At 70.5% G+C, this 22,710-nt stretch carries 23 protein-coding genes and 1 riboswitch; of the genes, 14 read left to right on the forward strand and 9 right to left on the reverse strand.

The features are described from left to right. The first annotated feature begins 94 nt into the window (after window positions 1–94). The 3 genes from AB0M08_RS17205 (at window position 95) to AB0M08_RS17215 (ending at window position 2,714) form a co-directional block, all read left to right on the forward strand. Window positions 95–493, forward strand: a complete 399-nt coding sequence (locus AB0M08_RS17205) for a MarR family transcriptional regulator (RefSeq protein WP_364493614.1) — start codon at window positions 95–97, stop codon at window positions 491–493. Then, on the forward strand, window positions 490–2,232 hold the full coding sequence (locus AB0M08_RS17210; protein WP_364493616.1) for an MDR family MFS transporter: 1,743 nt from the start codon (window positions 490–492) through the stop codon (window positions 2,230–2,232). Before AB0M08_RS17205 ends, AB0M08_RS17210 begins: the two co-directional genes overlap by 4 nt. A 173-nt stretch (window positions 2,233–2,405) precedes the next feature. After that, window positions 2,406–2,714: an antibiotic biosynthesis monooxygenase gene (locus AB0M08_RS17215; protein ID WP_364493618.1), complete on the forward strand. Its 309-nt coding sequence runs from the start codon at window positions 2,406–2,408 to the stop codon at window positions 2,712–2,714. 97 nt (window positions 2,715–2,811) lie between these two features. Here the strand turns inward: AB0M08_RS17215 and AB0M08_RS17220 are convergent, their stop codons facing one another. Together AB0M08_RS17220 and AB0M08_RS17225 are read right to left on the reverse strand one after the other, a co-directional pair. Continuing rightward, entirely contained in the window at window positions 2,812–3,648 is an 837-nt protein-coding gene (locus AB0M08_RS17220; RefSeq protein WP_364493620.1) for a GAF and ANTAR domain-containing protein, read from the reverse strand. Window positions 3,649–4,007: 359 nt separating this feature from the next. Then, window positions 4,008–4,241 (reverse strand): DUF6158 family protein, encoded by a 234-nt coding sequence (locus AB0M08_RS17225; protein ID WP_364493622.1) that lies wholly within the window; start codon window positions 4,239–4,241, stop codon window positions 4,008–4,010. Window positions 4,242–4,329: 88 nt separating this feature from the next. On the opposite strand from AB0M08_RS17225, the gene AB0M08_RS17230 reads away from it, so the two are divergent. The 3 genes from AB0M08_RS17230 to AB0M08_RS17240 all read left to right on the forward strand — a co-directional run bounded on the left by AB0M08_RS17230 (window position 4,330) and on the right by AB0M08_RS17240 (window position 6,466). After that, the gene (locus AB0M08_RS17230) at window positions 4,330–4,776 is read left to right on the forward strand and encodes a hypothetical protein (RefSeq protein ID WP_364493624.1); all 447 of its coding nucleotides are present in this window, start codon (window positions 4,330–4,332) and stop codon (window positions 4,774–4,776) included. A 15-nt stretch (window positions 4,777–4,791) separates the two neighbouring features. After that, on the forward strand, window positions 4,792–5,115 hold the full coding sequence (locus tag AB0M08_RS17235) for a DUF3817 domain-containing protein (protein ID WP_364493626.1): 324 nt from the start codon (window positions 4,792–4,794) through the stop codon (window positions 5,113–5,115). A gap of 178 nt (window positions 5,116–5,293) precedes the next feature. Then, window positions 5,294–5,489, forward strand: a riboswitch (cyclic di-AMP (ydaO/yuaA leader). A gap of 47 nt (window positions 5,490–5,536) precedes the next feature. Continuing rightward, complete coding sequence (locus AB0M08_RS17240; protein ID WP_364493628.1) at window positions 5,537–6,466, forward strand: NlpC/P60 family protein; 930 nt, start codon at window positions 5,537–5,539, stop codon at window positions 6,464–6,466. A gap of 76 nt (window positions 6,467–6,542) precedes the next feature. Here the strand turns inward: AB0M08_RS17240 and AB0M08_RS17245 are convergent, their stop codons facing one another. Next, a complete protein-coding gene (locus AB0M08_RS17245) occupies window positions 6,543–7,544 on the reverse strand; it encodes a sigma-70 family RNA polymerase sigma factor (protein ID WP_364493630.1) in 1,002 nt (333 codons plus the stop codon). A 546-nt stretch (window positions 7,545–8,090) separates the two neighbouring features. Next, complete coding sequence (locus tag AB0M08_RS17250; RefSeq protein WP_364493632.1) at window positions 8,091–8,831, reverse strand: AAA family ATPase; 741 nt, start codon at window positions 8,829–8,831, stop codon at window positions 8,091–8,093. A 140-nt stretch (window positions 8,832–8,971) separates the two neighbouring features. On the opposite strand from AB0M08_RS17250, the gene AB0M08_RS17255 reads away from it, so the two are divergent. The 7 genes from AB0M08_RS17255 to AB0M08_RS17285 all read left to right on the forward strand — a co-directional run bounded on the left by AB0M08_RS17255 (window position 8,972) and on the right by AB0M08_RS17285 (window position 14,447). After that, window positions 8,972–9,562: a nucleotidyltransferase gene (locus AB0M08_RS17255; RefSeq protein WP_364493634.1), complete on the forward strand. Its 591-nt coding sequence runs from the start codon at window positions 8,972–8,974 to the stop codon at window positions 9,560–9,562. Next, window positions 9,559–9,807 carry a hypothetical protein gene (locus AB0M08_RS17260; protein WP_364493636.1) on the forward strand — a complete coding sequence of 83 codons (249 nt, stop codon included), beginning with the start codon at window positions 9,559–9,561 and terminating at the stop codon, window positions 9,805–9,807. The genes AB0M08_RS17255 and AB0M08_RS17260 overlap by 4 nt, the downstream gene beginning before the upstream one ends. Then, window positions 9,804–10,547, forward strand: a complete 744-nt coding sequence (locus tag AB0M08_RS17265; protein ID WP_364493638.1) for a metallophosphoesterase — start codon at window positions 9,804–9,806, stop codon at window positions 10,545–10,547. The genes AB0M08_RS17260 and AB0M08_RS17265 overlap by 4 nt, the downstream gene beginning before the upstream one ends. A gap of 46 nt (window positions 10,548–10,593) precedes the next feature. Continuing rightward, window positions 10,594–10,737 carry a GPGG-motif small membrane protein gene (locus AB0M08_RS17270; RefSeq protein WP_014688232.1) on the forward strand — a complete coding sequence of 48 codons (144 nt, stop codon included), beginning with the start codon at window positions 10,594–10,596 and terminating at the stop codon, window positions 10,735–10,737. Window positions 10,738–10,910: 173 nt separating this feature from the next. Beyond that, window positions 10,911–12,029, forward strand: a complete 1,119-nt coding sequence (locus AB0M08_RS17275) for an MHYT domain-containing protein (RefSeq protein ID WP_364493640.1) — start codon at window positions 10,911–10,913, stop codon at window positions 12,027–12,029. Between the two features lie 42 nt (window positions 12,030–12,071). Further along, window positions 12,072–12,791 (forward strand): HD domain-containing protein, encoded by a 720-nt coding sequence (locus tag AB0M08_RS17280; RefSeq protein WP_364493642.1) that lies wholly within the window; start codon window positions 12,072–12,074, stop codon window positions 12,789–12,791. A gap of 27 nt (window positions 12,792–12,818) precedes the next feature. After that, window positions 12,819–14,447, forward strand: coding sequence for a glycoside hydrolase family 13 protein (locus AB0M08_RS17285; protein WP_364493644.1), 1,629 nt, complete (start codon window positions 12,819–12,821; stop codon window positions 14,445–14,447). Here AB0M08_RS17285 and AB0M08_RS17290 read toward each other — a convergent pair. Together AB0M08_RS17290 and AB0M08_RS17295 are read right to left on the reverse strand one after the other, a co-directional pair. After that, entirely contained in the window at window positions 14,361–15,827 is a 1,467-nt protein-coding gene (locus tag AB0M08_RS17290) for an MFS transporter (RefSeq protein ID WP_364493741.1), read from the reverse strand. The two genes, AB0M08_RS17285 and AB0M08_RS17290, sit on opposite strands and share 87 nt — an antisense overlap. A gap of 48 nt (window positions 15,828–15,875) precedes the next feature. After that, complete coding sequence (locus tag AB0M08_RS17295; RefSeq protein WP_364493744.1) at window positions 15,876–16,193, reverse strand: helix-turn-helix transcriptional regulator; 318 nt, start codon at window positions 16,191–16,193, stop codon at window positions 15,876–15,878. Window positions 16,194–16,343: 150 nt separating this feature from the next. Between AB0M08_RS17295 and AB0M08_RS17300 the strand changes: the two genes are divergently transcribed. Further along, window positions 16,344–17,465, forward strand: coding sequence for a glycosyltransferase (locus AB0M08_RS17300; protein WP_364493646.1), 1,122 nt, complete (start codon window positions 16,344–16,346; stop codon window positions 17,463–17,465). 67 nt (window positions 17,466–17,532) lie between these two features. On the opposite strand, the gene AB0M08_RS17305 is transcribed toward AB0M08_RS17300, so the two are convergent. From AB0M08_RS17305 to xylA, 3 genes are all read right to left on the reverse strand, one after another. Then, window positions 17,533–19,914 (reverse strand): pectinesterase family protein, encoded by a 2,382-nt coding sequence (locus AB0M08_RS17305; protein WP_364493648.1) that lies wholly within the window; start codon window positions 19,912–19,914, stop codon window positions 17,533–17,535. A gap of 178 nt (window positions 19,915–20,092) precedes the next feature. Beyond that, window positions 20,093–21,493 carry a xylulokinase gene (xylB, locus tag AB0M08_RS17310; protein WP_364493650.1) on the reverse strand — a complete coding sequence of 467 codons (1,401 nt, stop codon included), beginning with the start codon at window positions 21,491–21,493 and terminating at the stop codon, window positions 20,093–20,095. A 2-nt stretch (window positions 21,494–21,495) separates the two neighbouring features. Beyond that, the gene (xylA, locus tag AB0M08_RS17315; RefSeq protein WP_364493652.1) at window positions 21,496–22,680 is read right to left on the reverse strand and encodes a xylose isomerase; all 1,185 of its coding nucleotides are present in this window, start codon (window positions 22,678–22,680) and stop codon (window positions 21,496–21,498) included. Between the last annotated feature and the right edge of the window lie 30 nt (window positions 22,681–22,710).

Genomic DNA, 22,710 nt, shown 5'->3' on the forward strand with positions numbered 1-22,710 from the left:
GCTCCCACGAGGACGGCATGACGTGCACGAACAGGCCGAAGTGCTCTCCGACGAGATCATCCGATTCATCCGGATGGGCCCTCGGCTTCGGGGCATGCTCAGGACCGGGGACCTCGGCGCCGAGTTCTCCGCCCTGATGCTGCTGTTGCCGTTGCAGGCGGGTGGCCCGATGCGGGTCACCGACCTGGCCGATCTCAAACAGGCCGATCCCTCGACGATCAGCCGCCAGGCCGCCCAGCTGGTGAAGGCGGGACTGGCCCGCCGGGAAGCCGACCCGGCCGACGGACGGGCCTCCCGCCTGGCCGTCACCGAGGCCGGCGAGCACGCCTGCGAGCAATTGCGCGCCGCCCGCACCGCGCTTCTGGAACGCGCGCTGAGCACCTGGCCCGCCGACCGCATCGCGGTGTTCACCCGGCTCTTCGAAGAATTCAACGACTCCGTCGAGGCGCTGCTGCGCACGGACCTCGGCACACCACCACGGGAGAACGCGTGAGCCACCCAGCCCCGCAAGCCGAGCAACCGGCAGCGGAATTCACCCACCGGCAGATCCTCACGATCCTCGCCGGCCTGATGATGGGCATGTTCCTGGCCGCCCTCGATCAGACGATCATGGCCACGGCCACCCGGACCATCGCCGACGACCTGAACGGCTTCAACCTGCAGGCCTGGGCCACCACGGCGTTCCTGATCACGTCGACCATCTCGACGCCGCTCTACGGCAAGCTCTCCGACCTGTACGGCCGGCGGCCGTTCTTCCTCTTCGCCATCGGCATCTTCATCGTCGGCTCGTTCCTCTGCGGCCTCTCCGGCAACATGTACCAGCTCGCCGCGTTCCGGGCGATCCAGGGCATCGGCGCCGGCGGTCTCATGTCGCTCGCCCTGGCGATCATCGGTGACATCGTGCCGCCCCGCGAGCGCGCCAAGTACCAGGGCTTCTTCCTCGCCGTCTTCGGCACCGCGAGCGTGCTCGGCCCGATCCTGGGCGGCTTCTTCGCCGGCGCCGACAAGCTCCTCTGGATCGACGGCTGGCGCTGGGTCTTCTACCTGAACGTCCCGATCGGCATCGCCGCGATGGCCGTCGTCGCCCGGGTACTGCACCTGCCGCACCACCGGGTCGACCACCGGATCGACTGGCCCGGCGCGCTCGCCCTGGTCGTCGGCCTGGTGCCGCTGCTGACCGTCGCCGAGCAGGGCCGCGAGTGGGGCTGGGACTCCGGCCGGTCGATCGCCTGTTTCGTGGTCGGCACGCTCGGCCTGATCTCGTTCTGGATCGCCGAGTACCTCTACAAGGAAGAGGCGCTGCTGCCGCTCTCGCTGCTGCGCAACCGGACGGTCACCATCGGCTCCGCCTCCAGCACCATCCTCGGCATGGCGATGTTCGGCGGCCTGATGACCGTCCCGCTCTACCTGCAGATCGTCAAGGGCTCCTCGGCCACCATGGCCGGCCTGCAGATGATCCCGTTCGTGGCCGGCATCATGAGCGGCTCGATCGTCTCCGGCCAGCTGATCTCGAAGACCGGCCGCTACAAGATCTTCCCGGTGATCGGCAGCGTCTGCATGGTCATCGCGCTCTTCCTCTTCTCCCTGATCGGCGCGGACACCCCGCTCTGGCGAACCATGCTGATCATGGTGCTGATGGGCTACGGCCTGGGCAGCAACATGCAGCCGACGATCACCGCCGTGCAGAACGCGGTCTCGCCCCGGGAGATCGGCGTCGCCACCGGCGCGGTCACCTTCTTCCGCTCGATGGGCGGCACGCTCGGCACCGCGGTCTTCCTCTCGGTCCTCTTCAACGTGCTGCCCGGCAAGATCAGCGACGCCTACGCCACGGCCAGCAAGACGCCCGAGTTCATCGCGTCGATCCAGGCCGACCCGAGCCAGCAGCAGGTGGTCGAGGCGGCCGGCGGCAGCAGCGGCCTGAGCGACACCTCGTTCATCAACAAGCTCTCCGACGTGGTCGCCCACCCGTTCAAGGTCGGCTTCTCGGACAGCGTCCACGTGGTCTACCTGATGGCCTTCGCCATCATGATCGTCGGCCTGATCGTCGTCCTCTTCCTCCCCGAGCTCCCCCTCCAGCAGCGCTCCGCCCAGCAACAACGCGCCGCCGACGCCCTCCAGTCCCAAGACAGCGCCGGCGCCCCCGGCTCCGCTCCTCTCCCCACCCCCACCCCCACCCCCACCCCCACCGCTCCCACCACCCCCACCGGCCCCGAAGAAGAGATCAAAGCCTGACACCTTCTCGGGTACGTCCAACGCACGGCAACCCGCGCATTTCGTCCGTCGATGCCGAGAGCGCCGAAAACGACAAGCGCAGCGGAGTCGTTTTCGGTGCTCTCGACATCGACACCCAGGGACGAAATGCCCGCCGAGCGAAGCGAGGCCATCAGACTCAGTAGCGTGATGGCATGGCTGTAGTGAAGATCAACGCAATCGAGGTTCCCGAGGGCGCCGGCCCCGAGCTGGAGAAGCGCTTCGCCGCCCGGCACGGCGCGGTCGAGAACGAGCCCGGCTTCCTCGCCTTCGAGCTGCTCCGCCCGGTCGCCGGCGACAACCGCTACTTCGTCTACACCAAGTGGGAGTCCGAGGAGGCCTTCCAGGCGTGGTCCCAGGGCAGCGCCAAGGCGGCCCATTCCGGCGAACGCGCCAAGCCGGTCGCCACGGGCGCCAGCCTCCTGGAGTTCGAGGTCATCCAGCAGGCCTACAAGACCGCCTGACTTCCCGTTCCCGTCCGCTCCCCACACGAGCCCAGTTCTCGCGTGGGGAGCCCGCCCCATCGCACGCCCCTCGCGGGCCGCCCAGGCGCTCGCCGGGCTACGTGCTGCTCTCGCGATCACGGGCCGCGGCGGCCACCAGACGCTCCGCGACCGTACGCCGATCGAGTCCCAGCCTCTGCGCGCTCTCCTGAAGGATCCCGTACGCCTGCTGCACCCCGCATCCCCGCTGGGCGATGATCACGCCGACCGCCCGGTCCACCGCGGAGCCCTCGGTCAGCGCCTCGCGACGCCGGAGCTCGCCGAGCAGCACCTCCGCCTGCCCGGCGATCGCCATCGCGGTGAGCATCAGGTCGGGGGCGATCTCGCCGGAGTGGTCGAGGCAGACGGTGACGGCGCCGACCGCGGTACGGCGTACGTCCAGCGGAACGGCGAGCACCGCCCGGATCCCGTCCGCGCTCGCGTACTCGCCGAGTTCGGGCCATCGCTCGTCGGAGCGCAGGTCCTCCGACGTGACCAGGATGCGGGTGCGGGCCGCCTCGAGGCCGGGTCCGAGGCTGTTCGCGTACGCGAAATCGTCGCAGCTCGTCCCGGCGGCGCCGACGCCCGTGACGGTGAGCGGGCCGCCCTCGCCGATCAGGACGACCGAGCAGCGGATCGCGCCCGGCAGGGTGCCCGCGGTGACGGCGGCGAGGCGGTCGAGTGCCTGCGGCAACGTGTCGGCGCTCAGCAGCCGGACGCTGACCTCGTGCAGGAGGCCGGCCAGCTCGACCGGGTGAGGGCCGGATCCGGGGAAGACCGACGGCTTGACGGACCGGGAGCGGGAGCCGGCCACCAGTCTCCGGGGGCGGCCGGGGAGGGGCGTGGCACTGGCGGCGCGCCGGCGGGACCGGGTGGCGCGGGGCGCGGCCGGAACGCGACGTTGCGGGACAGACACCCGAGGGATACTGCCATGTCGATCCGGATCAGGCTCGGTGCGATGCCCCGATCGGGGGGTGTTGTCCGATTAAACCCTCTAGGCCCGATCCGTCGAAATTCGGCGCGGGGTTCACGAACGGGTGACAAAACGCAGCTCAGCCCCCGGCGGACCGGAGGGCTGAGCTGAAGTTAGATGCCGGTGTGCAGGTCGCCTCGCGGCGAGTGGCTCAACACGGCTCCAGCCGAACTGGTATTCCGTGCAGGCGATGGGTGAGGCCCGGGGACACTGGGCACACCGGCATCCGTTCACAACCTTCGGCACCCGCGCGTGATTCCGGCAACGATTGTGAGCTGGGTCACCTCGCTGTCCGATCCCGCTCAGCCGACAACCCGCCAGAAGGCGTGGGTCAGCCGCTCCGGTGTGACCTCCCGGCCGGGAAACCGGGCCATGTACTCGGTCTCCAGCACCGCGGTCCGCCGGAAGTGGTTCTCCAGTGCCGCGTCCGGCCCGTGCCGGAGCGCGTCCAGCCGGGCCCGGTACAGGCTGGCGAGCTCGCGGAACAGGTCGTCGTCGGGCAGCCCCACCGGGTCGACGCCGGTATCGAAGTCCATCGTGCACCTCCGTTCGCCGTACGGGCTTCGCTCGTCAGGACGGTTGCCCGGGCAAGGGCTCGCCAAACCCGCCGGTACGCTCGTGGTCATGAAAGGGCTGTGGTCTCCGGTCTGGATCGGCAAGCACCTCCTGGCGCTGGTGCTGACCGCGGGCTGCCTCGGCCTCGGCTGGTGGCAGTACAGCCGGGCCACCGGGGGAAACTCGCTCAGCTGGGGCTACATGTTCGAGTGGCCGGTCTTCGCCGGTTTCGTCGTCTTCATCTGGGTCCGCGAGATCCAGGTCTTCCGCCGGAGTTCCGAGCCCACCGCCACCGCCGAGGAGGCGCCGGCCCCGGTCACCGAGCGCGATCCGGACGCACCGATCACGCTGGGCCGCCCGGTCCGGGTCGCCGGCCGGGCCGGCGGCCGCGGCGAGTCCGACCCCGAGCTGGACGCCTACAACGACTACCTGGCCTGGCTGACCGAGCACCCGGGCGCCCGGCCGGCCGACTACCCCGGACGCGTGCCGCAGCGCGACATCGTCGAGAACCGCTAGAAGGAGACCTCCACCGTGCAGGGCGCTCTCACCCGTTACCGGATCATCGCCTGGATCGTCGGCGTGTTCCTCATCGTCCTGACCCTGATCGGCATGCCGCTGAAGTACCTGGCGGACAACGCGACGGTGGTCGCGCTCGTCGGCCCGCTGCACGGTTTCCTCTACATGGTCTATCTGGTGCTCGCGTTCGACCTGTCGCGACGGGCGAAGTGGCCGTTCTCGCGAATGGTGATCGTGATGCTGGCCGGCACCATCCCCTTCTTCTCGTTCTGGGCCGAGCGTAAGGTCACTCAGAGCTGGGTTCCGAATACTGCTTACGAACCGGCTCTCAACGATTAACGGGTCGACCCGCGCCTGAATGACGCTCAGCGCGGGACATATAACAGCCCGTTATCAGGATTATTCTCGCAACTGCGACTAATCGCATAAAGCGCGTGTCAAGGTCTTGATTTTGTTTCGGACCCCGATAAGTTGGTGCGGTTGGTTCGGTCCGCAGCCACAAACCCTCCGGTGGCGCCGACCAACGCCGCCGAATCTTCGAACGGCGTCCGGCGACCCACCCCCGGGTTTCCGGCAGCCGCACCAGAACCGGGGAAGCACCTTCCCGGGGTGAATCCGCACGGCAGACGCGGTAGGGCTTCATCTTCCGAGCCCACTGATCCGTAGCTAACACCGCCGTCAGCTAACCCGGTAGGCGGCCAGGAAGCGGAAGAAGGGCCCCTGACCAGTGCCACACCCCCGTACCCGACTGAGGGCGCTCGTGGTCGCGCTGACAGCGCTGGCGATCACCACGTCGGGAGCGACGGCCGCGCACGCGGCACCGTCCGAGAGCGAGCTGAAGAAGAAGATCGACAAGGCTTCTGATCAGGTCGAGGACATCACCGAGTCGTACAACAAGATGAAGATCGAGCTGAAGGAGACCAAGGCTCAATCGACCAAGCTGGCCGCGTCGATCAAGCCCGCTCAGCAGGCTCTCGCCACGGCCACGGGCAAGGTGCAGACGATCGCGTCCACCTCCTACATCCAGGGCCGGGTCGGCCCGATGACCGTCCTGCTCGGTGGGGACACCGACAGCCTGCTCGACCGGATGACGTACCTCGAGCAGATCACTCTGGACAACCAGGCGGACATCGACAGCTACACCGACACCACCGCGACCTACAACGAGCGGCAGGCCGCCCTCAAGGTCACGCAGGACAAGCAGTCCGCGCAGGTCACCGAGCTGGCCGCCCGTAAGAAGAAGATCGAGGGCGACCTCGAGGACCTGTACGACATGCGCGAGGACCTCTACGGCAGCGCCACCGAGGACTCCGGCTCGTACACCGGCACGATCCCCAGCATCGCGGGCTCGGCCGGCACCGCGGTCACCTACGCGTTCAACGCGATCGGCAAGCCGTACGGCTACGGTGACGCCGGTCCGGACTCGTACGACTGCTCGGGTCTCACCATGGCGGCGTGGGCCGCGGCGGGCAAGTCGCTGCCGCACAACGCCGCCGCCCAGTACAGCGCCACCGCCCGGATCAGCCGGTCCGACCTCAAGGCCGGCGACCTGGTGTTCTACCGATCCCTCGGGCACGTCGCCCTCTACGTCGGCGACGGCAAGATCATCGACGCGCCGTCGGCGGGCCGGGACGTCCTGTACCGGTCGATCGACATCATGACCCCGTACGGCTACGGCCGGGTCAAGTAACGCCACCGCAACGACGAAGGCCGGTGCTCCCCGCGGGGAGCACCGGCCTTTCGCTTGTCGTGGCTCAGCGTGGATGTCAGGCGGCCTGCAGACCCTCGGCCCGGGCCAGCTCGCGCAGCCGTCCCAGCGCCTGGATCTCCAGCTGGCGGATGCGCTCGCGGCTGAGCGAGAAGCGCGAGGCCACCTCGGTCAGCGAGTGCTCCCGGCCGTCCTCCAGGCCGTACCGGGCGCGCATGATGCCGGCGGACCGGTCGTCCAGGTGGTTGAGCAGGCCCTCGATGCGCTGGCGCTCCAGCGCGCTCAGCACGATCTCCTCAGGGGACGGTGCGTCGCTGTCGGCGACCAGGTCACCGAGGTTGGTGTCGCCGTCGTCGCCGACCGGGGTGTCCAGGGAGACGGTGTCCTGCGCCCAGCGGGTGAGCTCGTTGACCCGCTCCACGGTGACGCCCAGCGCCGCCGCGATCTGCTCGGGCTCGGGGTCGCCGCCCAGCTCACGGACGAGCTGGCGGGTGACGTTGCGCATCCGGTTGACGTCCTCGACCAGGTGCACGGGGAGGCGCACGGTCCGCTCCTGCTGCGCGATGGCCCGGCTGATCGCCTGCCGCACCCACCAGGTCGCGTAAGTCGAGAACTTGTAGCCGCGCTCGTAGTCGAACTTCTCGACCGCGCGCACCAGACCGGTGTTGCCCTCCTGGATCAGGTCGAGCATCGGCATGCCGGAACGCACGTAGCGGCGTGCGATGGAGACGACCAACCGCAGGTTGGCCCGGATGAACAGGTCCTTGCTGCGCTGGCCCTCGGTGACGAGGCGCTCCAGCTCCTCCCGGCTCACGCCGCGGTGCTCCTCGCCCTGGTCGAGCAGGAACTCGGCGTAGAGGCCCGCCTCGATCGCCTTGGAGAGTTCGACCTCCCGCGCGGCGTCCAACAGCGGCGTCCGGGAGATCTCGTGCAGGTAGACTCCGACGAGGTCGCGCTCCTCGGCAACCTGGTCGGTACGCATCACGGTGTTCTTCTCCACGTTGCCCACGGTCCCCTCATTGCCGTCACTAACCCTGTTACGGGCATTACCTGCGTCCATCAGCCCTCTCCCGTAACGTCCGCAGCTCGTGCATTGCGGTTGCTGACATCTACACAACAAATGGCTGCCTGCACTGATTCCGGCTGGTGGATCGAAAGTGTCACGAATGCCTGGGTCTTACCTGAGAGCCCAGTGCGCGGATCCTGAGTGCGATCATCCGGCGGCAGCCCTGTTGACAGAACCGGATACCCGTCGCGTGCCTCATAACACCATCGGCCTCTCAGTCGTCACAGCGACGGGCATCACCTGGGCTCCGCGATGCTCGTCACCCCGGAGTACGGGTTTTCCGCTCGCTGGGTTCACGTGCAGCATCGACCGGCCGCCGACGGGCCTGAAACAAACGCGTACGCAAAAAGATCCGGTCCTTCACCACAGACCACGAGCCGAACGGGACCATCGGTCACAATGCGCCACGCCGCGCCACACTTCACTCGCCCACACGAGTGACGTCCTTCGGCCCAGGGATGTTCCCAGGTAAAGGCCGGGGCGCACGGATGAGTGAGGAAGAGCACACCCCCGACCGTGTGAAGATCTCCGCGGGCCCGGTCAGAACGTCTCGGCGAGCTGCCAGCCCAGCGCCGCCACCCCGGCCACCAGCGGCGCGCCGGCCAGCACCACCGTGCGGGCCTGGAGACGGCGGCGACGCGGGGCCGGCTGCCGTACCGGGCGGGTCAGGGCGGCGAGCTGGGCACGGATCGCGGCGGCGACCTCGTCGGGCGAGCCGTTGCCGTCGATCACGACGAAGCCCGGGTACTCGGGCAGCCCGCGGTACGCCGCCGTCACCGACGTCAGGTACTCCATCGTCTCGTGGTCGTAGCCCCGCCGGTCGATGCGCACCTGGGCCGCCGCCGGATCGGTGGTGAGCAGGAACGTCACGTCGGGGCGGGGCAGCAGCCGGTACGCCAGCCTGGCGAAGCGCTCGGCGGCCGGGCGGGCGCCCCGGGCCCGCAGGCTCGCGAACTGGCAGACGGCGTACCGGTCCATCACCGCGATCTCCCGGCGGGCCGCCCGGCGCAGCAGCGTCCGGGCGATCGCCAGCCAGCGCAGCAGCGACTCGGCGAAGAGCATGGCCCGGCGGCCGATCAGGTCCTCGGCGTCACGGCGGCCGAACCTCTCGGCGAGCCGGCCGAACCAGCGGCGGCCACCGGCGTTCTGCCGGTACACCGCGGGCAGCCCGGCGGCGGCGAGATCGGCCGCCAGGCGACGGGCCTGGGTCGTCTTGCCCGAGCCGTCGATGCCGACCAGGGCGATGGTGCGGACGTTCGCGGGGATCACGGGGAGAGCCATACCAACCGACGGTAGCTCCGCCCAGCACGTTCCGTTCCACCTCGCGAGCGGGGTACGCCGGGCCAGAATGGCCGGAGGGGTTCAAAGGTGTGGCCATTCGGGTAGTCGTTCATGAATCGGACAGGGGACAGGAGGTCACCATGCCGCACCGCGTCGACGAGGGGCTGGCCGGGACGCTGAAACGCGTCGCCGCGACCCTGAAGGCGGCGGAGATCCCCTTCGCACTGGGCGGCAGTTTCGCCGTGTACGCCCACGGAGGCCACTCCAGCGACCACGACGTCGACTTCCTGATACGCGAGCAGGACAAGGACCACGCGCTGCGCGAGCTGGCCGCGATCGGCTTCGAGACCGAGCAACCGCCCGAGGACTGGCTGGTCAAGGTCTACGAACAGGGCCGGATGGTGGATCTGATCTACCGGCCGGTGGAGACGCCGGTCACCGACGAGACGCTGCGCGACACCGAGCAGATCGCGGTCGAGGCGATCAGCATGCCGGTGATCTCGGCCACCCAGCTCATGATCCACAAGCTGCTCAGCTACAGCCAGCACTACTGCGACTTCGCCACCGGACTCCCGGTCGCCCGGTCACTGCGGGAGCAGATCGACTGGGAACGGGTCCGGCGGGACACGGGCGATTCGCCGTACGCGGAAGCGTTCTTGATGTTGCTCGATCGGCTGGACGTCGTGTCGCTCCCGGGCGGCCGGGAGGTGAGGGTAGGGGGAATGAGATGACCAAGCAGATCGATCTGGAGGCCGAGATCCAGCGGTTGCTGGCCGAGGACGACCGGATCGCCGAGCAGGGGATCACCGTGCACCACCGGGAGAACACCCTGGTGCTCGGCGGGGAGGTGGAGAGCGCCGGCCGGCGGGACGAGATCTGCCGGCAGATCACCGCGCACTTCCCGGAGCTTGCGATCACCTGCGACATCGGCATCACCCGGGCCCAGGCGCCCGCCGAGGTGGAGGAGATTTCATGATCCGGATCGCCGCCGTGGGCGACGTCCACGTGGACAAGGACGTGGTGGGCCGCTACCGGCCCGCCTTGGAGGAGCTTCCGGACCGGGCCGACGCGCTGCTGGTCGCCGGTGACCTGACCCGGCACGGCACCCCGGAGGAGGCCGCCTGCTTCGCGAGGGAGTTCGGCGGGCTCGCGGTGCCGGTGGTGGTCGTGCTCGGCAATCACGACCACCAGAGCGACCGGCAGGACGAGGTCGCCCGGGTGCTGACCGACGCCGGGATCACCGTGCTGGAGGGCACGTCGACCGTGCTCGAGATCAACGGGCACCGGCTCGGCGTCGCCGGCACCAAGGGCTTCGGCGGCGGCTTCTCCGGCGCCTGCGCGAGCAACTTCGGCGAGCGCGAGATGAAGGACTTCGTCGGCACCACCGAGCGGTACGCGGCCGCCCTGCGCACCGCGCTGCAGTCGGCCGAGTGCGACGCGCTGGTGGCGCTGACCCACTACGCACCGGTCCCGGAGACCCTGGTCGGCGAGCCGCTGGAGATCTACGCGTTCCTCGGCTGCTACCAGCTCGGCCAGGCGATCGACGACGCGCCGACCGCGCTGGCCCTGCACGGGCACGCGCACCACGGCTCGGAGCGCGGCCGTACGCCCGGCGGCGTCCCTGTCCGCAACGTCGCGCACCCGGTGATCAAACAGGCGTACAACGTGTACCAACTGCTCTCCGACACAGTGGACGCACAGCTCGTGGGAGCGTGATCAGAACCAGGTTTCCGGGATCCGGGGGTCGGGTATCCGAGGTGACATGGACCTACTGCTCTGGATTCTCGCCGTTATCCTCGTGGTCGCCGGTATCCTCGCGCTCTTCCGGCGGCAGATCCTCTGGGGCGTCGTGCTGATCATCGTCGGCCTCCTCGTGGGCCCCGGTGGCGTCAGCATCTTCACCTGATCACCCGCACACCCTCGCCGACCCGCACCCGGGGCCGCCACCGTCCTCCTCGGAGACGGCGACGGCCCCGATCTCTTTGGTGCGCCGACGCACAGGCGGTGCGCTGTCCGAGCGCTGAAATCTGACTCAATCCCCCGCGGACGATCGCCCGGATCCTCGCGAGGAGAGCGCCAGTGGCAGCGCACGTACACCATTTCACCTACGGGGCCTTCAATCCGATCGCCGCCGCGATGCTGGCGTTCCTCGGATCGTTCCTCGGGCTGCTCTGCGCGGGGCGGGCGCGCACCGCGCACAGCCTCGGACGGCGCAACCGGTGGCTGGTGATCGCGGCGTTCGCGATCGGTGGTGGCGGCGTCTGGCTGATGCACTTCTCCGCGATGCTCGGGTTCGACGTGCCGGACAGCCCGGTCCGCTACGACCTGCCGCTCACCCTGCTGAGCCTGGTCTTCTCAGTGGTCACCGTCGGCGTCGGGCTGATGGTGGTCGGGCACGGGCCGCAGGGGTGGGCCAAGACGATCGCGGCCGGGCTCCTCACCGGCGGCGGCGTGGTGGGCATGCACTACACCGGGATGGAGGGGATGCGGATCTCCGCGGTCGTGCGCTACGACCTGCCGCTGGTGATCGCCTCCGGGCTGATCGCGGTGATCGCGTGCACGGTGTCGCTCCGGTTCGCCGTGACGGTCCGCGGGCTGGCCCGGACCGGTGGCGCGGCCGCGGTGATGGCGGTCGCGGTCTGCGGCATGCACTACACCGCGATGGCGGCCCTCTCGATCGAGCTGGACCCGGCGATCGTGCCCTCGTCCGCGGGCATCCGGCCGCTCACCATGCTGGTGCCGATCACCGTGATCACCGCGGCCACCATCGTCGGAGTGGCGCTCAGCGCGCTGCAGGCGATGACCGAGGAGGAGTTCACCGACGGGGCCGGCACGCCCAGGCGCGGGGTGCACGCCGAGGTGCCGCAGCCGTGGACGCTGCGGCAGAGCTCGATCGGGTCGCTGCGGATGTCCCCGGCCGCGCGGGCGGTCGCGGGACGGGCGAACAGCGGCACCCGGCCCTCCCCGACCCCGAATCCGGCCCCGACCCCGAATCCCGCCCCTAATCCGGCCCCGGCCTCGATCCCGACCCCAGCCCCGGCTTCCGCATCCCGGCCCGCGCCACGCCCGGACGCCGGGACGGCCACGGTTCCCCCCGCCTCGAGCGCGTTCGTGGTCGGTGACTTCGTGCCGCAGGCGCCGGAATCCACCCCGGAGGTGACACCTGAACCGGTGCCGCCCGCCACACCGGCAAGCTGATCGATCCCCGTCCGGGCCGAAGATCCGGTATATCTGATCCGCATGGCGCCACGGATGCTGCTCTCCATGCCGTTGCACGCGATCACCGAGGTGTACGGCGAGGCCGGTCTCCGGCAGCGCTTCGGCCTGGAACTGGAGTCCTTTCCCGAGCCCGAACGCGAACAGCTCACCGAGGCTCTCGACCTGGCCGCCGCCCTGCACGCCGGCGACCGCCGGGTACGGGAGCCGTACCTGAACCACCTGCTCCGGGTGGCGATCCGGATCATCCGGTACTACGAGATCCGCGACGTCGACGTGCTGACCGCGGCGCTGCTTCACGACGCGGTCGAGGACCATCCCGCCGAGCTGGCCGGGGTGACGGGTGATCTGCCGTACCCGGAACTCACCGAGGCCGCGCTGGCCGAGCTGGCCCGGAGGTTCAACCCCCGGGTGTCCGAGCTGGTCGCCTCGGTCACCAACCCGGAGTACGACCCCCGGCGCGACCGCCACGAGCAGTACCGAGAGCACGTCGCGGAGAGCCTGGAGCGCGACCCGTGGGCCCGGATCATCAAGATCTCCGACTTCACCGACAACGGGGTCGGCGTCATCCACACCACGCTGGAGAAGGCGACCCGCTCGGCGGCGAAGTACCGTCCGCTGGTCCCGAAGCTGCGCGAGCTGATCGGCCGGCCGGACACCCCGCTCGGCACCGCCGCGAAGGAGCACATCCTGGACCAGCTCGACCTGGCCGAAGAGCGTTTCGCGGCCATCCTGGACGACTGACCGCGGGCTCGGCCTAATCTGGGGCGCATGCCCTCCACTGACGCATGGTGGCGCGACGCCGTCATCTACCAGATCTACCCACGATCGTTCGCCGACTCGGACGGCGACGGCATGGGTGACCTGCCCGGCATCACCGCGCGCCTGCCCCGTCTCCGCGAGCTCGGCATCGGCGCCGTGTGGCTCTCCCCCTTCTACGTCAGCCCGCAGCACGACGCGGGCTACGACGTCGCGGACTACCGTGACGTCGACCCGCGATTCGGCACTCTCGGCGACGCCGACAAGCTGATCGCGACCGCGCACGACCTCGGCCTCAAGATCATCGTCGACCTGGTGCCGAACCACACCTCCAGCGAGCACGCCTGGTTCCGGGCGGCCCTCGCGGCGGCGCCCGGCAGCCCGGAGCGGGAGCGCTACATCTTCCGCGACGGCCTCGGCGCGAACGGCGACCAGCCGCCCAACTCCTGGCAAAGCGTCTTCGGCGGGCCCGCCTGGGAACGCGTGCCGGACGGCCAGTGGTACCTGCACCTCTTCGACGTCTCCCAGCCCGACCTGAACTGGGCGCTCCCCGAGGTGCGCGCCGAGTTCGAGGACGTCCTGCGGTTCTGGCTGGACCGCGGGGTGGACGGGTTCCGGGTGGACGTGGCGCACGGCCTGATCAAGGACCCCGAGCTGACCGACTGGACCGCGCCGTCCGTGGTGCTCGGCGGGCTGGAGCCGGTCGGGCCGCCGCCCCCGATGTGGGACCAGGAGGGCGTGCACGAGATCTACCGTCGATGGCGCGCGGTGCTGGACACCTACGAGGGCGGCCGGATCCTGGTCGCCGAGGCGTGGGTGCAGCCCGAGGAGCGCCTGGCCCGGTACGTCCGCCCGGACGAGATGCACCAGGCGTTCAACTTCCCGTACCTGGAGGCGCCCTGGCTGCCCGGCCCGCTGCGCGAGGTGATCACGTCCTCGCTGGCGGCCAACGACGCGGTCGGCGCGACCACCACCTGGGTGCTCTCCAACCACGACGTGGTCCGGCACGCGTCCCGGCTCGGTTTCCCGGCGGGCACCGGCCGCAAGCCCGGCATCGGCGCGGACGACGCCCAGCCGGACACCGGTCTCGGCCTGCGCCGGGCCCGGGCGGCGACGCTGCTGATGCTCGGCCTGCCCGGGTCGGCCTACCTCTACCAGGGTGAGGAGCTGGGGCTGCCGGAGCACACCACGATGCCGGACGAGCATCGGGAGGACCCCGCCTGGGAACGCTCCGGGCACACCGAGCGGGGCCGGGACGGCTGCCGGGTGCCGATCCCGTGGGAGGCCGACGCGCCGTCCTACGGTTTCGGGCCGACCGACGCGAGCTGGCTGCCGCAGCCCGCGGTCTGGTCCGAGTACGCCCTGGACCGCCAGATCGACGTACCCGGCTCGACGTGGGAGCTGTACCGGTCGGCGCTGGCCACCCGTCGCGCGGAGAACCTCGGCGGCGGCTCGCTGACCTGGGAGTCCGAGCCTGAGAGCCGGGTCCTGGCGTTCCGCAACGGCGGGATCCTGGTGCTGACCAACTTCGGCTGCGCGCCGGCCGGGCTCCCGTCAGGCGCCCGGGTCCTGCTGAGCAGCGAGCCGCTCGGCGACGACGGGCGGGTGCCCACCGACGTCACCGTCTGGGCCGCGGTCTGACCCCTCGGCCGACGCCTTGGCCAGCAGGGCGGCGTGGGTGGCGGCCATGTCCTCCGCCACCGTCCTGCTGGCCAGCCAGTACATGATCCCGGTCGGCACGAAGAAGAGCTGGAACGCGGCGAGCCCGGCCGCGTAGTTCAGCGGCGGCGGGAAGACCCCGGCCAGCCCGCGGAAGGCGACCGCGACCAGCGCGTTGCCGCCGGCCCGGCCGGCGCCGTTGACCAGGTTGCCGAGGCTGTAGACGGTGCCGCGGTGCTCCGGCGGGTTCACGTCGGCGATCATGGCGAACCAGTTCGGCGAGTTCGCCGAGGTCAGCATCAGCGCGAAGACCGCGGTGGCCAGGCAGGCGGCGACGGTCGGCTCGGTCACCACGTTGACCAGCACCCCGCGGATCACCGTCCCGGTACCGCCGCCGTCCGGCACGGTGATCCGCATCGGCACGAAGAACAGGACCACGTAGAAGGGCACGGCCGCGAGGATGCCCACCGCCGCGACCAGGGCACGACCCCTCGGCGTACGCCGTTGGAGCCGATCGCCGGCCAGCCCGCCGAGGATCGAGAGCGCCGCCCCGAGCTGGAAGATCGTGGCGAACACGCTGCCGATCAGCACCGCCGTGTCGTACGAGTAGCCCTGGTCCACGGCCCTCGCCCGGAACAGCACCGGCAGCCAGACCAGCGAGCCGAACGCGATCTGCGCGGTGCCGCCCTGCAGGATCAGCCAGACGTTGGTCCGCCGCCCCAGGATGACCGGCAGGTGGTCGTGGTGGATCCGCTCGTCGTACTCCACCCCGGCGAGCTCCGGCTGGCTCTCCCCGCGCGGCACATCGTAGGTGAACAGGTAGGCCACCGCCGCCACGAACCCGGCGACCGCGGTGACCAGGAACGGCCGCCGCCAGTCCGCGTGCCCGAGGATCCCGCCGCCCAGCGTCCCGGCCAGCGTCCCGACGCCCTGGGAGAGCCCCCAGAAGCTCATCACCAGCCCGCGCCGCTTCGGCGAGATCAGGTCGCTGACCACCGAGAAGCTGACCGAGGCGACCGCACCCAGCCCGAACGCCGCCACCACCTGCGCGGTCAGGAACGCCCCGTAGCTCCCGGCCAGCCCCGACCACGCCGTCCCGGCGATCCAGATCGCGGTCCCGGCGATCAGCACCGGCTTGCGGTCCGTGCGATCTCCCGCGTACGCCCACCCGATCGCGGCGACCGCGCTGATCAGGAACATCACGGTGGTGGCGAACGCGATGTGCCCCTCACCGACCCCGAGCGACTCCCCGATGCTCCCGTAGAGCGGCGGCACGATCCCGATCGCCACATTGTCCAGCGACGCCAGAACCACGAACACCACGACGCTGTACACGCGGTGCGCCGTCCCGCCCCTGGCCATCACCCGATAGAGGTTATCCGCCCATCGTCCCGCCGAGCCCGTCTGTGGTCAGGCGATCGCGGAGATGTTGCCGTCGTCGAAGTAGATCGCCTGATGCAGCCGCCCGCCGAGAGCCGCCGCATAGCGCGCCAGCACATCCTGCCCGGAGATCTTCCCCTGCTCGATCTGCGAGATCCGCCCCTTGGTGACACCCATCTGATCCGCAACCTGCTGCTGCGTCATCCCTCGTGACTTCCGCACCTCGGCAAGGCGGTATCCCACCACCGTGGCAAGCATCGCCCGCTTCCCCGCTTCGAAGGCCTCCTCGCCACCTGCCCGCACCACGTGCTCGGCACGGATGTCCTTCCAGCGCACGTAACCACTCATGCCTGCCGCCATGGTCCGAGGCTAGACATTCATGAATCCGGCCTGCCACACCCGGAAGCGGGAACGCATCTCCAGGTTGTCGTTGATCGTTCGGCGTGGCGTCGATGAGGTGTTGCCGGGCCGACCGGGGCTGCGGTTGATCTGGTGGGCATGCTTATCGTGCGGGTCGCCAACTTCGTGCATGCGACCTCAGGGGGACTCCGGACGGCGTTGCGGGAGCTCGGGCGGGGGTATCTCGCGGCGGGGCATCAACCGGTGCTGATCGTGCCGGGGGCGCGGGCCGGTGACGAGGAGACGCCGTACGGCCGGGTGATCACGCTGCCCGGGCCGGTGGTGCCCGGGATGGGTGGGTATCGCGTGCTGCTGAACCGCGGGGCGGTCGGCGCTCTGCTGGAGCGGCTCGGGCCGGACCGGATCGAGGTGCACGACCGGTCGACGCTGCGCTGGCTGGGGAACTGGGCGCGGCGGGCCGGGGTGCCGTCGCTGACGGTGTCGCACGAGAGCCTGGACGGGCTGCTGCGGATCTTCGGGCCGGGGCGGTCGCTCGGGCTGCGGGCCGCCGACCGGCTGAACGCCCGGACGGTGGCCGCCTTCGACGCGGTGGTCTGCACGACCGGCTGGGCCGCGCGGGAGTTCACCCGGCTCGGCGCGGCGCCGGTCCGGGTCCCGCTCGGCGTCGACCTGGACCGCTTCTCGCCCGCCAACCACGACCCGGAGGTCCGCGCCTGGCACGCCGCGCCGGGGCAGGTGATCCTGCTGCACTGCGGGCGGCTCTCCGCGGAGAAGGAGCCGCGGCTCTCCTTGGCCGCGCTGGCCGAACTGCGCGACGCCGGGGTGGACGCCGTCCTGGTCGTCGCCGGCGACGGCCCGCTGCGGCCGACGTTGGAGAGCGAGGCGATCGAGCGGCGGCTGCCGGCCGTCTTCCTCGGCCACGTCGCCGACCCGAACATGCTGGCGACGCTGCTGGCCACCGCCGACGTCGCGCTGGCGCCCGGCCCGATCGAGACGTTCGGGCTGGCCGCGCTGGAGGCCCTGGCCAGCGGCACCCCGGTGGTGGCCCGGGTGAGCAGCGCGCTCCCCGAGGTGATCGGCGACGCCGGGACGGCCGCCGAGGGCACCGGCACGGCGTACGCGACGGCGATCCGCACCCTGCTGGCCCGGTCCGGCGCCGAGCGGCGCGCCGCGGCCCGCGCCCAGGCGGAGCGTTTCCCCTGGTCCGGCTCGGTGGCGGGCTTCCTCGCGGTGCACGACGCGGTCCCGGTCACCCGGTGAGAGGCGAACGGCCGGACCCCACCCCAGTGGATCCGGCCGTTCGCGGAGAAAAGCAGTGGGAAGAGGGTCAGTTGCCGATGTTCGCCTGCGGGCCCGCGTACTGGGTGAGCAGGGCCGGGACGTCCGCGGCGGCGTCCAGCGTGTACGCGTAGTAGTCGCTCGGGTCGAACGCAGAGCCGTTCGTCTGCTGCTTGCCGGACGAGTTCACCACCACGCTGCCGGACTGCTTCAGCTCGGCCGCCGACGTGTCGTTGTAGTACGGGTTCACCACGGAGTCGAAGTAGCTGTTCTCCAGCACCATCTTCGTGCTTCCCCGGGAGAGGTTCCCGTACGAGGTGATGTTCTGCATCCAGTTGTCGTAGAGGTGCGCCAGCGCCACGTTGTCCACGCTGGGGTTGCGCTGGTTGGTGTCGTGGATCCAGTTGTGGTGCAGGGTCATCCGGGCCGTCACGTTGTCGGTCCAGCCGATCCCGAACGCCTTGTTCTCGTTGGAGAGCTCGTTCCAGGACACCGTCAGGTAGCTGGTGTCCTTCCGGGAGTCGATCAGGCCGTCGTTCATGTTGGTGATCCGGTTGTGGTCGATCCAGATGTGGTCCGCGGTGTCCATCTGGATGCCGTCGTAGTCGTACGTCTTGTCGTCCGGGTCGTCCTCGGTCATCGCCGCGTCCCGGATGGTCAGGTTCCGGATGATCACGTTGGACACCCCGGAGCCGAGGAAGAGACCGCCCTCGACCAGCTCACCGCTGGTGCCGACGCCGATGATGGTCTTGTTCGACGCCACCTTCAGCTCGGTGCCCTTCGGCGTGATCGTGATGGCGGCGGCCACCTTGATCACGTACGGCTCGGTCGCGGTCACGTACTTCGTCAGATCCGCCAGGGTGGTGACGGTGACCGTGGTACCCGCCGCGCCACCGGTCGTCCCGCCGTTCGTGGAGGCGAAGCCGTCCGCCGTGTCCGGCCAGGTCCGGGTGGTCGCCGCGGTGGTGGTCACCGGGTTCCAGGAGTCGGTGCCCGCGAGGTACTTCTGCGGGGTGTGGTTCGCCGCCTCCGCCGCGGTCATCTGCGGCCGGTTGCTGTTCGTGGTCGCGCCGGCACCCGTGTTCGCGTACTCGAAGAAGCGCGCGTTCTCCCAGGTGTTCGAGGACATGTCGGTCCACGGCTCGGCGGTCTTGATCGTCGCGCTCAGGCTCGATTCGCGGTAGAGGACCTGCGCGTCGGCGCCCCACGGCCGCCCCAGCTGGGTCACGTTGTTCGCCGCGCCGGTCACCGTGCACCGGTAGAAGAGGAAGCCGTAGCCGTTCGCCGCGTCGGTCTTGGCCGCGGTGATCGGCCCGCCGCTGGTCCGCTTCTGATAGACCTGCGTCGCGTCGAAGACCGCCGTCCCACCACCGAAGATGAAGTCGACAGTTCCTTCGACATAAGAGCTTTTGATGTACGTACGACCGGTGTTGATCAGCAGAGTGTCCTGCGCGCCCAGGAACCGCACGTCGTCGAAGGTGAGCCTGTCCGCGTTGAGGTTCGCCGCGACCGCCTGGCTCCCCTCGCCGTAGTCGTTGGCGAGCGTCAGGTTGGTGGCGCCGAACTCCTTGCCGCTCACGGTGATCGTCGCGCTGCCCGCCGTCCCGTAGCCCCCGGCCGAGCTGCGGTTGTTCACGATCACCACGTCGTCCGCCGAGTCACCGCCGCCCTGCAGCGTGATGTACGGCTTGGTGCTCGGCACGGTCACGATCTCCCGGTAGGTCCCCGGCTTGATGGTGATCGTCTTCCGGCTCGCGTTCCCGGTCCCGACCGCGTCGATCGCCGCCTGGACAGTGGTGTAGCTCCCGGTCCCGTCCGCCGCCACCGTGAAGGTCCCGCTGGTCGCCGTGGCCGTGGCCGTCGCCGTCGCCGTGGCCGTGGCCGTGGTCACGGCGGTGAAGGCCCACTGCTTGTTGGAGTTGGCCGTGCAGGTCTCCTGGATGATCGCCGCGCCGGAGGCGGTCGAGGCGCCCTGGTCCGAGAGGCAGAGCCCGCTGTTCACGTTGATGATCTGGTAGGTCCCGGTGCCCGAGGCCGCCAGTGTGAACTGCTGGTTGGTCTGCCCGCTCGCGCAGCCCCACTGCTGGACCTGCACGCCCGAGGTGGTCGACCCGCCCGGCACGTCGACGCACTGCCCACTGTTGACGTTCTTGATCAGGTAGTTCGTGCCGGCCGCGACCAGCGTGAACTGCTGCCAGGTCGCCCCGGCGGTGCAGCCCCACTGCTGGAGCAGCGTGCCGTTGGCGGTCGAGGCGGACGGCACGTCGACGCACATGCCGCTCTTCTTCACCGCGAGCTGGTAGGTGGTGCCGGTGGCCGGTGCGGTCGCCGCCTCCGAGGGCAGCATCGACCAGCCGACCAGACCGGCCGGCACCACCAGGGCGGCGGCCAGGCCGATCAGCGTCCGCTTGCGAGAGCTTCTCTGCGCCACTGCGGGTCCTTCCTCCATCGGGGATCGGCCGAGGGGGATTCGGCCGGGCGACGGAGAACGAGGACTGCTCACCGCCGCCGGATACGTAGATGGCGCGGGCGGCGACGGACAACAGGTTTCCGGCAGAAAGTTCCGGCCGGCTCCCCTGGGAGGAGGAGCCGGCCGGAGAGATGCGAGATCAGCGGGGGCGGTCCAGCACGGCGTGCTGGGCGGCCGCGTACTGCTCGCGGATCAGCGGGACGGGGGTGGCCTCGTACACCGTGGGCGGCTCGGCGGACCACGCGGGTGGGGTGTCCTCGCCGAGCGCGACCCAGGCCGCCTGACGGGCCGCGCCGTCGGCGACGTACTCGCCGGGCGGCGGGACCAGGACCGGCTTGCCGAAGAGCGCGGGTGCGATGCGGCGGACCGCCTCGCTGCGCGCTCCCCCGCCGACCAGCACGATCCGGTTCGCCTCGGCTCCCTGGCCGACCAGCGCGTCCAGGCCGTCGGCGAGGGCGCAGAGCATGCCCTCCACGGCGGCCCGGGCCAGGTGCGCCGGGTCGGCGGTCTTCAGCGTCAGCCCGTGGATCGCGCCGGTGGCGTCCGGCCGGTTCGGGGTCCGCTCGCCCTCCAGGTACGGCACCAGGACCAGCCCGTCCGCGCCCGCCGGAGCCGAGAGCGCGAGCCGGGACAGCTCGTCGTGCGAGACCCCGAGCAGCGTGGCGGCCGCGTCGAGGACCCGGGCCGCGTTCAGCGTGACCACGATCGGCAGGTACCGGCCGGTGGTGTCGGCGAACCCGGCCACCGTGCCGGTCGGGTCGACCGGTGCGGCGTCCGACGAGACGAAGACCGTCCCGGAGGTGCCGATCGAGACGATCACGTCGCCGGGGAGCGCGCCGGTGCCGAGGGCGGCCGCCGCGTTGTCCCCGGCGCCGGGACCGAGCGGGGCGCCGTTCGGCAGGCGGCCCGCGATCCCGGTCGGGCCGAGCACCTCCGGCACCCCGATCCGCCGGCCGAAGCCGAGCTCCAGCAGGTCGTGGCGGTACTCGCCGGTCTTCGCGGACCAGTAGAGCGTCCCGCTGGCGTCGCTGCGGTCGGTCCGGATGTCCGCGATGTTCCTCGACCCGGAGAGCTTCCAGGTCAGCCAGTCGTGCGGCAGGCAGACCGCGGCCACCCGGGCCGCGTTCTCCGGCTCGTTCCGGGCCAGCCAGCGCAGCTTGGTCAGGGTGAAGCTGGCGACCGGCACGATGCCGACCGCCTCGGCCCACTTCTCGCCGCCGCCGAGCTCGGCGATCAGGTCGGCGGCCGCCCCCGCGCTGCGCGTGTCGTTCCAGAGCAGCGCCGGGCGGACCACCTCGCCCGCCTCGTCGAGCACGACCATGCCGTGCTGCTGTCCGGCGACCGAGGCGGCGGCCACGTCGTCCAGGCCGCCGGCCTCCGCGATCGCCTCCTGCAACGCCGTCCACCAGGCGTCCGGATGCACCTCGGTGCCGTCCGGGTGCGCCGCCCGGCCCTGCCGGACCAGCGCACCGGTCTCGGCGTCCCGGATGACGACCTTGCACGACTGCGTCGAGCTGTCGATCCCCGCGACGAGCGCCACGGTTAGCGGGCCCCGAGCAGGTGCTCGACGGCGAGCTGGTTCAGCCGGACGAAGCCGTAGCCCTGGGCACCGGCGGCGTCCGCGTCGAAGTCCTCGAACGCGGAGCGGTCGGCCAGCAGGTCGGCGTAGGTCTCGCCGGGGTTCAGGGTCGGCGTGCTCAGCTCGGCGACCTTGGACGCCGCGAGCGCCTCCTGCACCTCGGGGTCGGCGCGGAACGCCTTCGCCCGCTCCTTGAGCAGCAGGTACATCCGGATGTTCGCCTTCGCCGACTCCCAGACGCCGGTGAAGTCCTCGGTCCGCGACGGCTTGTAGTCGAAGTGGCGGGGGCCGTCGTACGCCGGGCCGCCGTCCGCGCCGTTCTCCAGGAGGTCGACCAGGGAGAACGCGTTGAGCAGGTCACCGTGGCCGAAGACCAGGTCCTGGTCGTACTTCGGGCCGTGCTGGCCGTTCAGGTCGATGTGGAAGAGCTTCTCGTGCCAGAGCGCCTGGGCGATGCCCTGGGTGAAGTTGAGGTTCGACATCTGCTCGTGGCCGACCTCGGGGTTGATGCCGAAGAGCTCGGAGCGCTCCAGCTCCTGCACGAACGCGATGGCGTGGCCGGCGGTCGGGAGCAGGATGTCGCCGCGGGGCTCGTTCGGCTTCGGCTCGATGGCGAAGCGGAAGCCGTAGCCCCGGTCCTCGGAGTACTGCGCGAGCAGGTTGAGCGCCTCGCGGTAGCGGTCCAGCGCGGCCTTGACGTCCTTCGCCGAGTCGTACTCCGCGCCCTCGCGACCGCCCCAGAGCACCAGGGTCTTGGCGCCCAGCTCGGCGCCGAGGTCCATCTGGCGCAGCACCTTGCGGAGCGCGTACCGGCGGACGTCGCGGTCGTTGCTGGTGAAGCCGCCGTCCTTGAAGACCGGGTGGGTGAAGAGGTTGGTGGTCACCATCGGGACGATCAGGCCGGTCTCGTCGAGCGCCTTCTTGAACCCGGCGACGATGCCGTCGCGGGTCTGCGCGTCGGCGCCGAAGGGCACCAGGTCGTCGTCGTGGAACGTGATGCCGTACGCGCCGACCTCGGCGAGCTTGTGCACCGCCTCGATCGGGTCGAGCGCCGGACGGGTGGCGTCGCCGAACGGGTCGCGCGCCTGCCATCCGACGGTCCAGAGACCGAAGGAGAACTTGTCGTCACGGGTGGGCTGGAGCGACACGGGATACCTCCACGATGCGTAGCGAGGACG

The sequence above is a fragment of the Actinoplanes sp. NPDC051851 genome, assembly GCF_040681165.1.
Classification (GTDB): domain Bacteria; phylum Actinomycetota; class Actinomycetes; order Mycobacteriales; family Micromonosporaceae; genus Actinoplanes.

Bases quoted from the DNA above. Each gene is read 5' to 3' on its own strand.
- AB0M08_RS17205 (WP_364493614.1), top strand. From the start codon at position 95: ATGCTCAGGACCGGGGACCTCGGCGCCGAGTTCTCCGCCCTGATGCTG.
- AB0M08_RS17215 (WP_364493618.1), top strand. From the start codon at position 2,406: ATGGCTGTAGTGAAGATCAACGCAATCGAGGTTCCCGAGGGCGCCGGC.
- AB0M08_RS17225 (WP_364493622.1), bottom strand. From the start codon at position 4,241: ATGGACTTCGATACCGGCGTCGACCCGGTGGGGCTGCCCGACGACGAC.
- AB0M08_RS17230 (WP_364493624.1), top strand. From the start codon at position 4,330: ATGAAAGGGCTGTGGTCTCCGGTCTGGATCGGCAAGCACCTCCTGGCG.
- AB0M08_RS17245 (WP_364493630.1), bottom strand. From the start codon at position 7,544: ATGGACGCAGGTAATGCCCGTAACAGGGTTAGTGACGGCAATGAGGGG.
- AB0M08_RS17250 (WP_364493632.1), bottom strand. From the start codon at position 8,831: ATGGCTCTCCCCGTGATCCCCGCGAACGTCCGCACCATCGCCCTGGTC.
- AB0M08_RS17255 (WP_364493634.1), top strand. From the start codon at position 8,972: ATGCCGCACCGCGTCGACGAGGGGCTGGCCGGGACGCTGAAACGCGTC.
- AB0M08_RS17260 (WP_364493636.1), top strand. From the start codon at position 9,559: ATGACCAAGCAGATCGATCTGGAGGCCGAGATCCAGCGGTTGCTGGCC.
- AB0M08_RS17265 (WP_364493638.1), top strand. From the start codon at position 9,804: ATGATCCGGATCGCCGCCGTGGGCGACGTCCACGTGGACAAGGACGTG.
- AB0M08_RS17270 (WP_014688232.1), top strand. From the start codon at position 10,594: ATGGACCTACTGCTCTGGATTCTCGCCGTTATCCTCGTGGTCGCCGGT.
- AB0M08_RS17280 (WP_364493642.1), top strand. From the start codon at position 12,072: ATGGCGCCACGGATGCTGCTCTCCATGCCGTTGCACGCGATCACCGAG.
- AB0M08_RS17285 (WP_364493644.1), top strand. From the start codon at position 12,819: ATGCCCTCCACTGACGCATGGTGGCGCGACGCCGTCATCTACCAGATC.
- AB0M08_RS17290 (WP_364493741.1), bottom strand. From the start codon at position 15,827: ATGGCCAGGGGCGGGACGGCGCACCGCGTGTACAGCGTCGTGGTGTTC.
- AB0M08_RS17295 (WP_364493744.1), bottom strand. From the start codon at position 16,193: ATGAGTGGTTACGTGCGCTGGAAGGACATCCGTGCCGAGCACGTGGTG.
- AB0M08_RS17300 (WP_364493646.1), top strand. From the start codon at position 16,344: ATGCTTATCGTGCGGGTCGCCAACTTCGTGCATGCGACCTCAGGGGGA.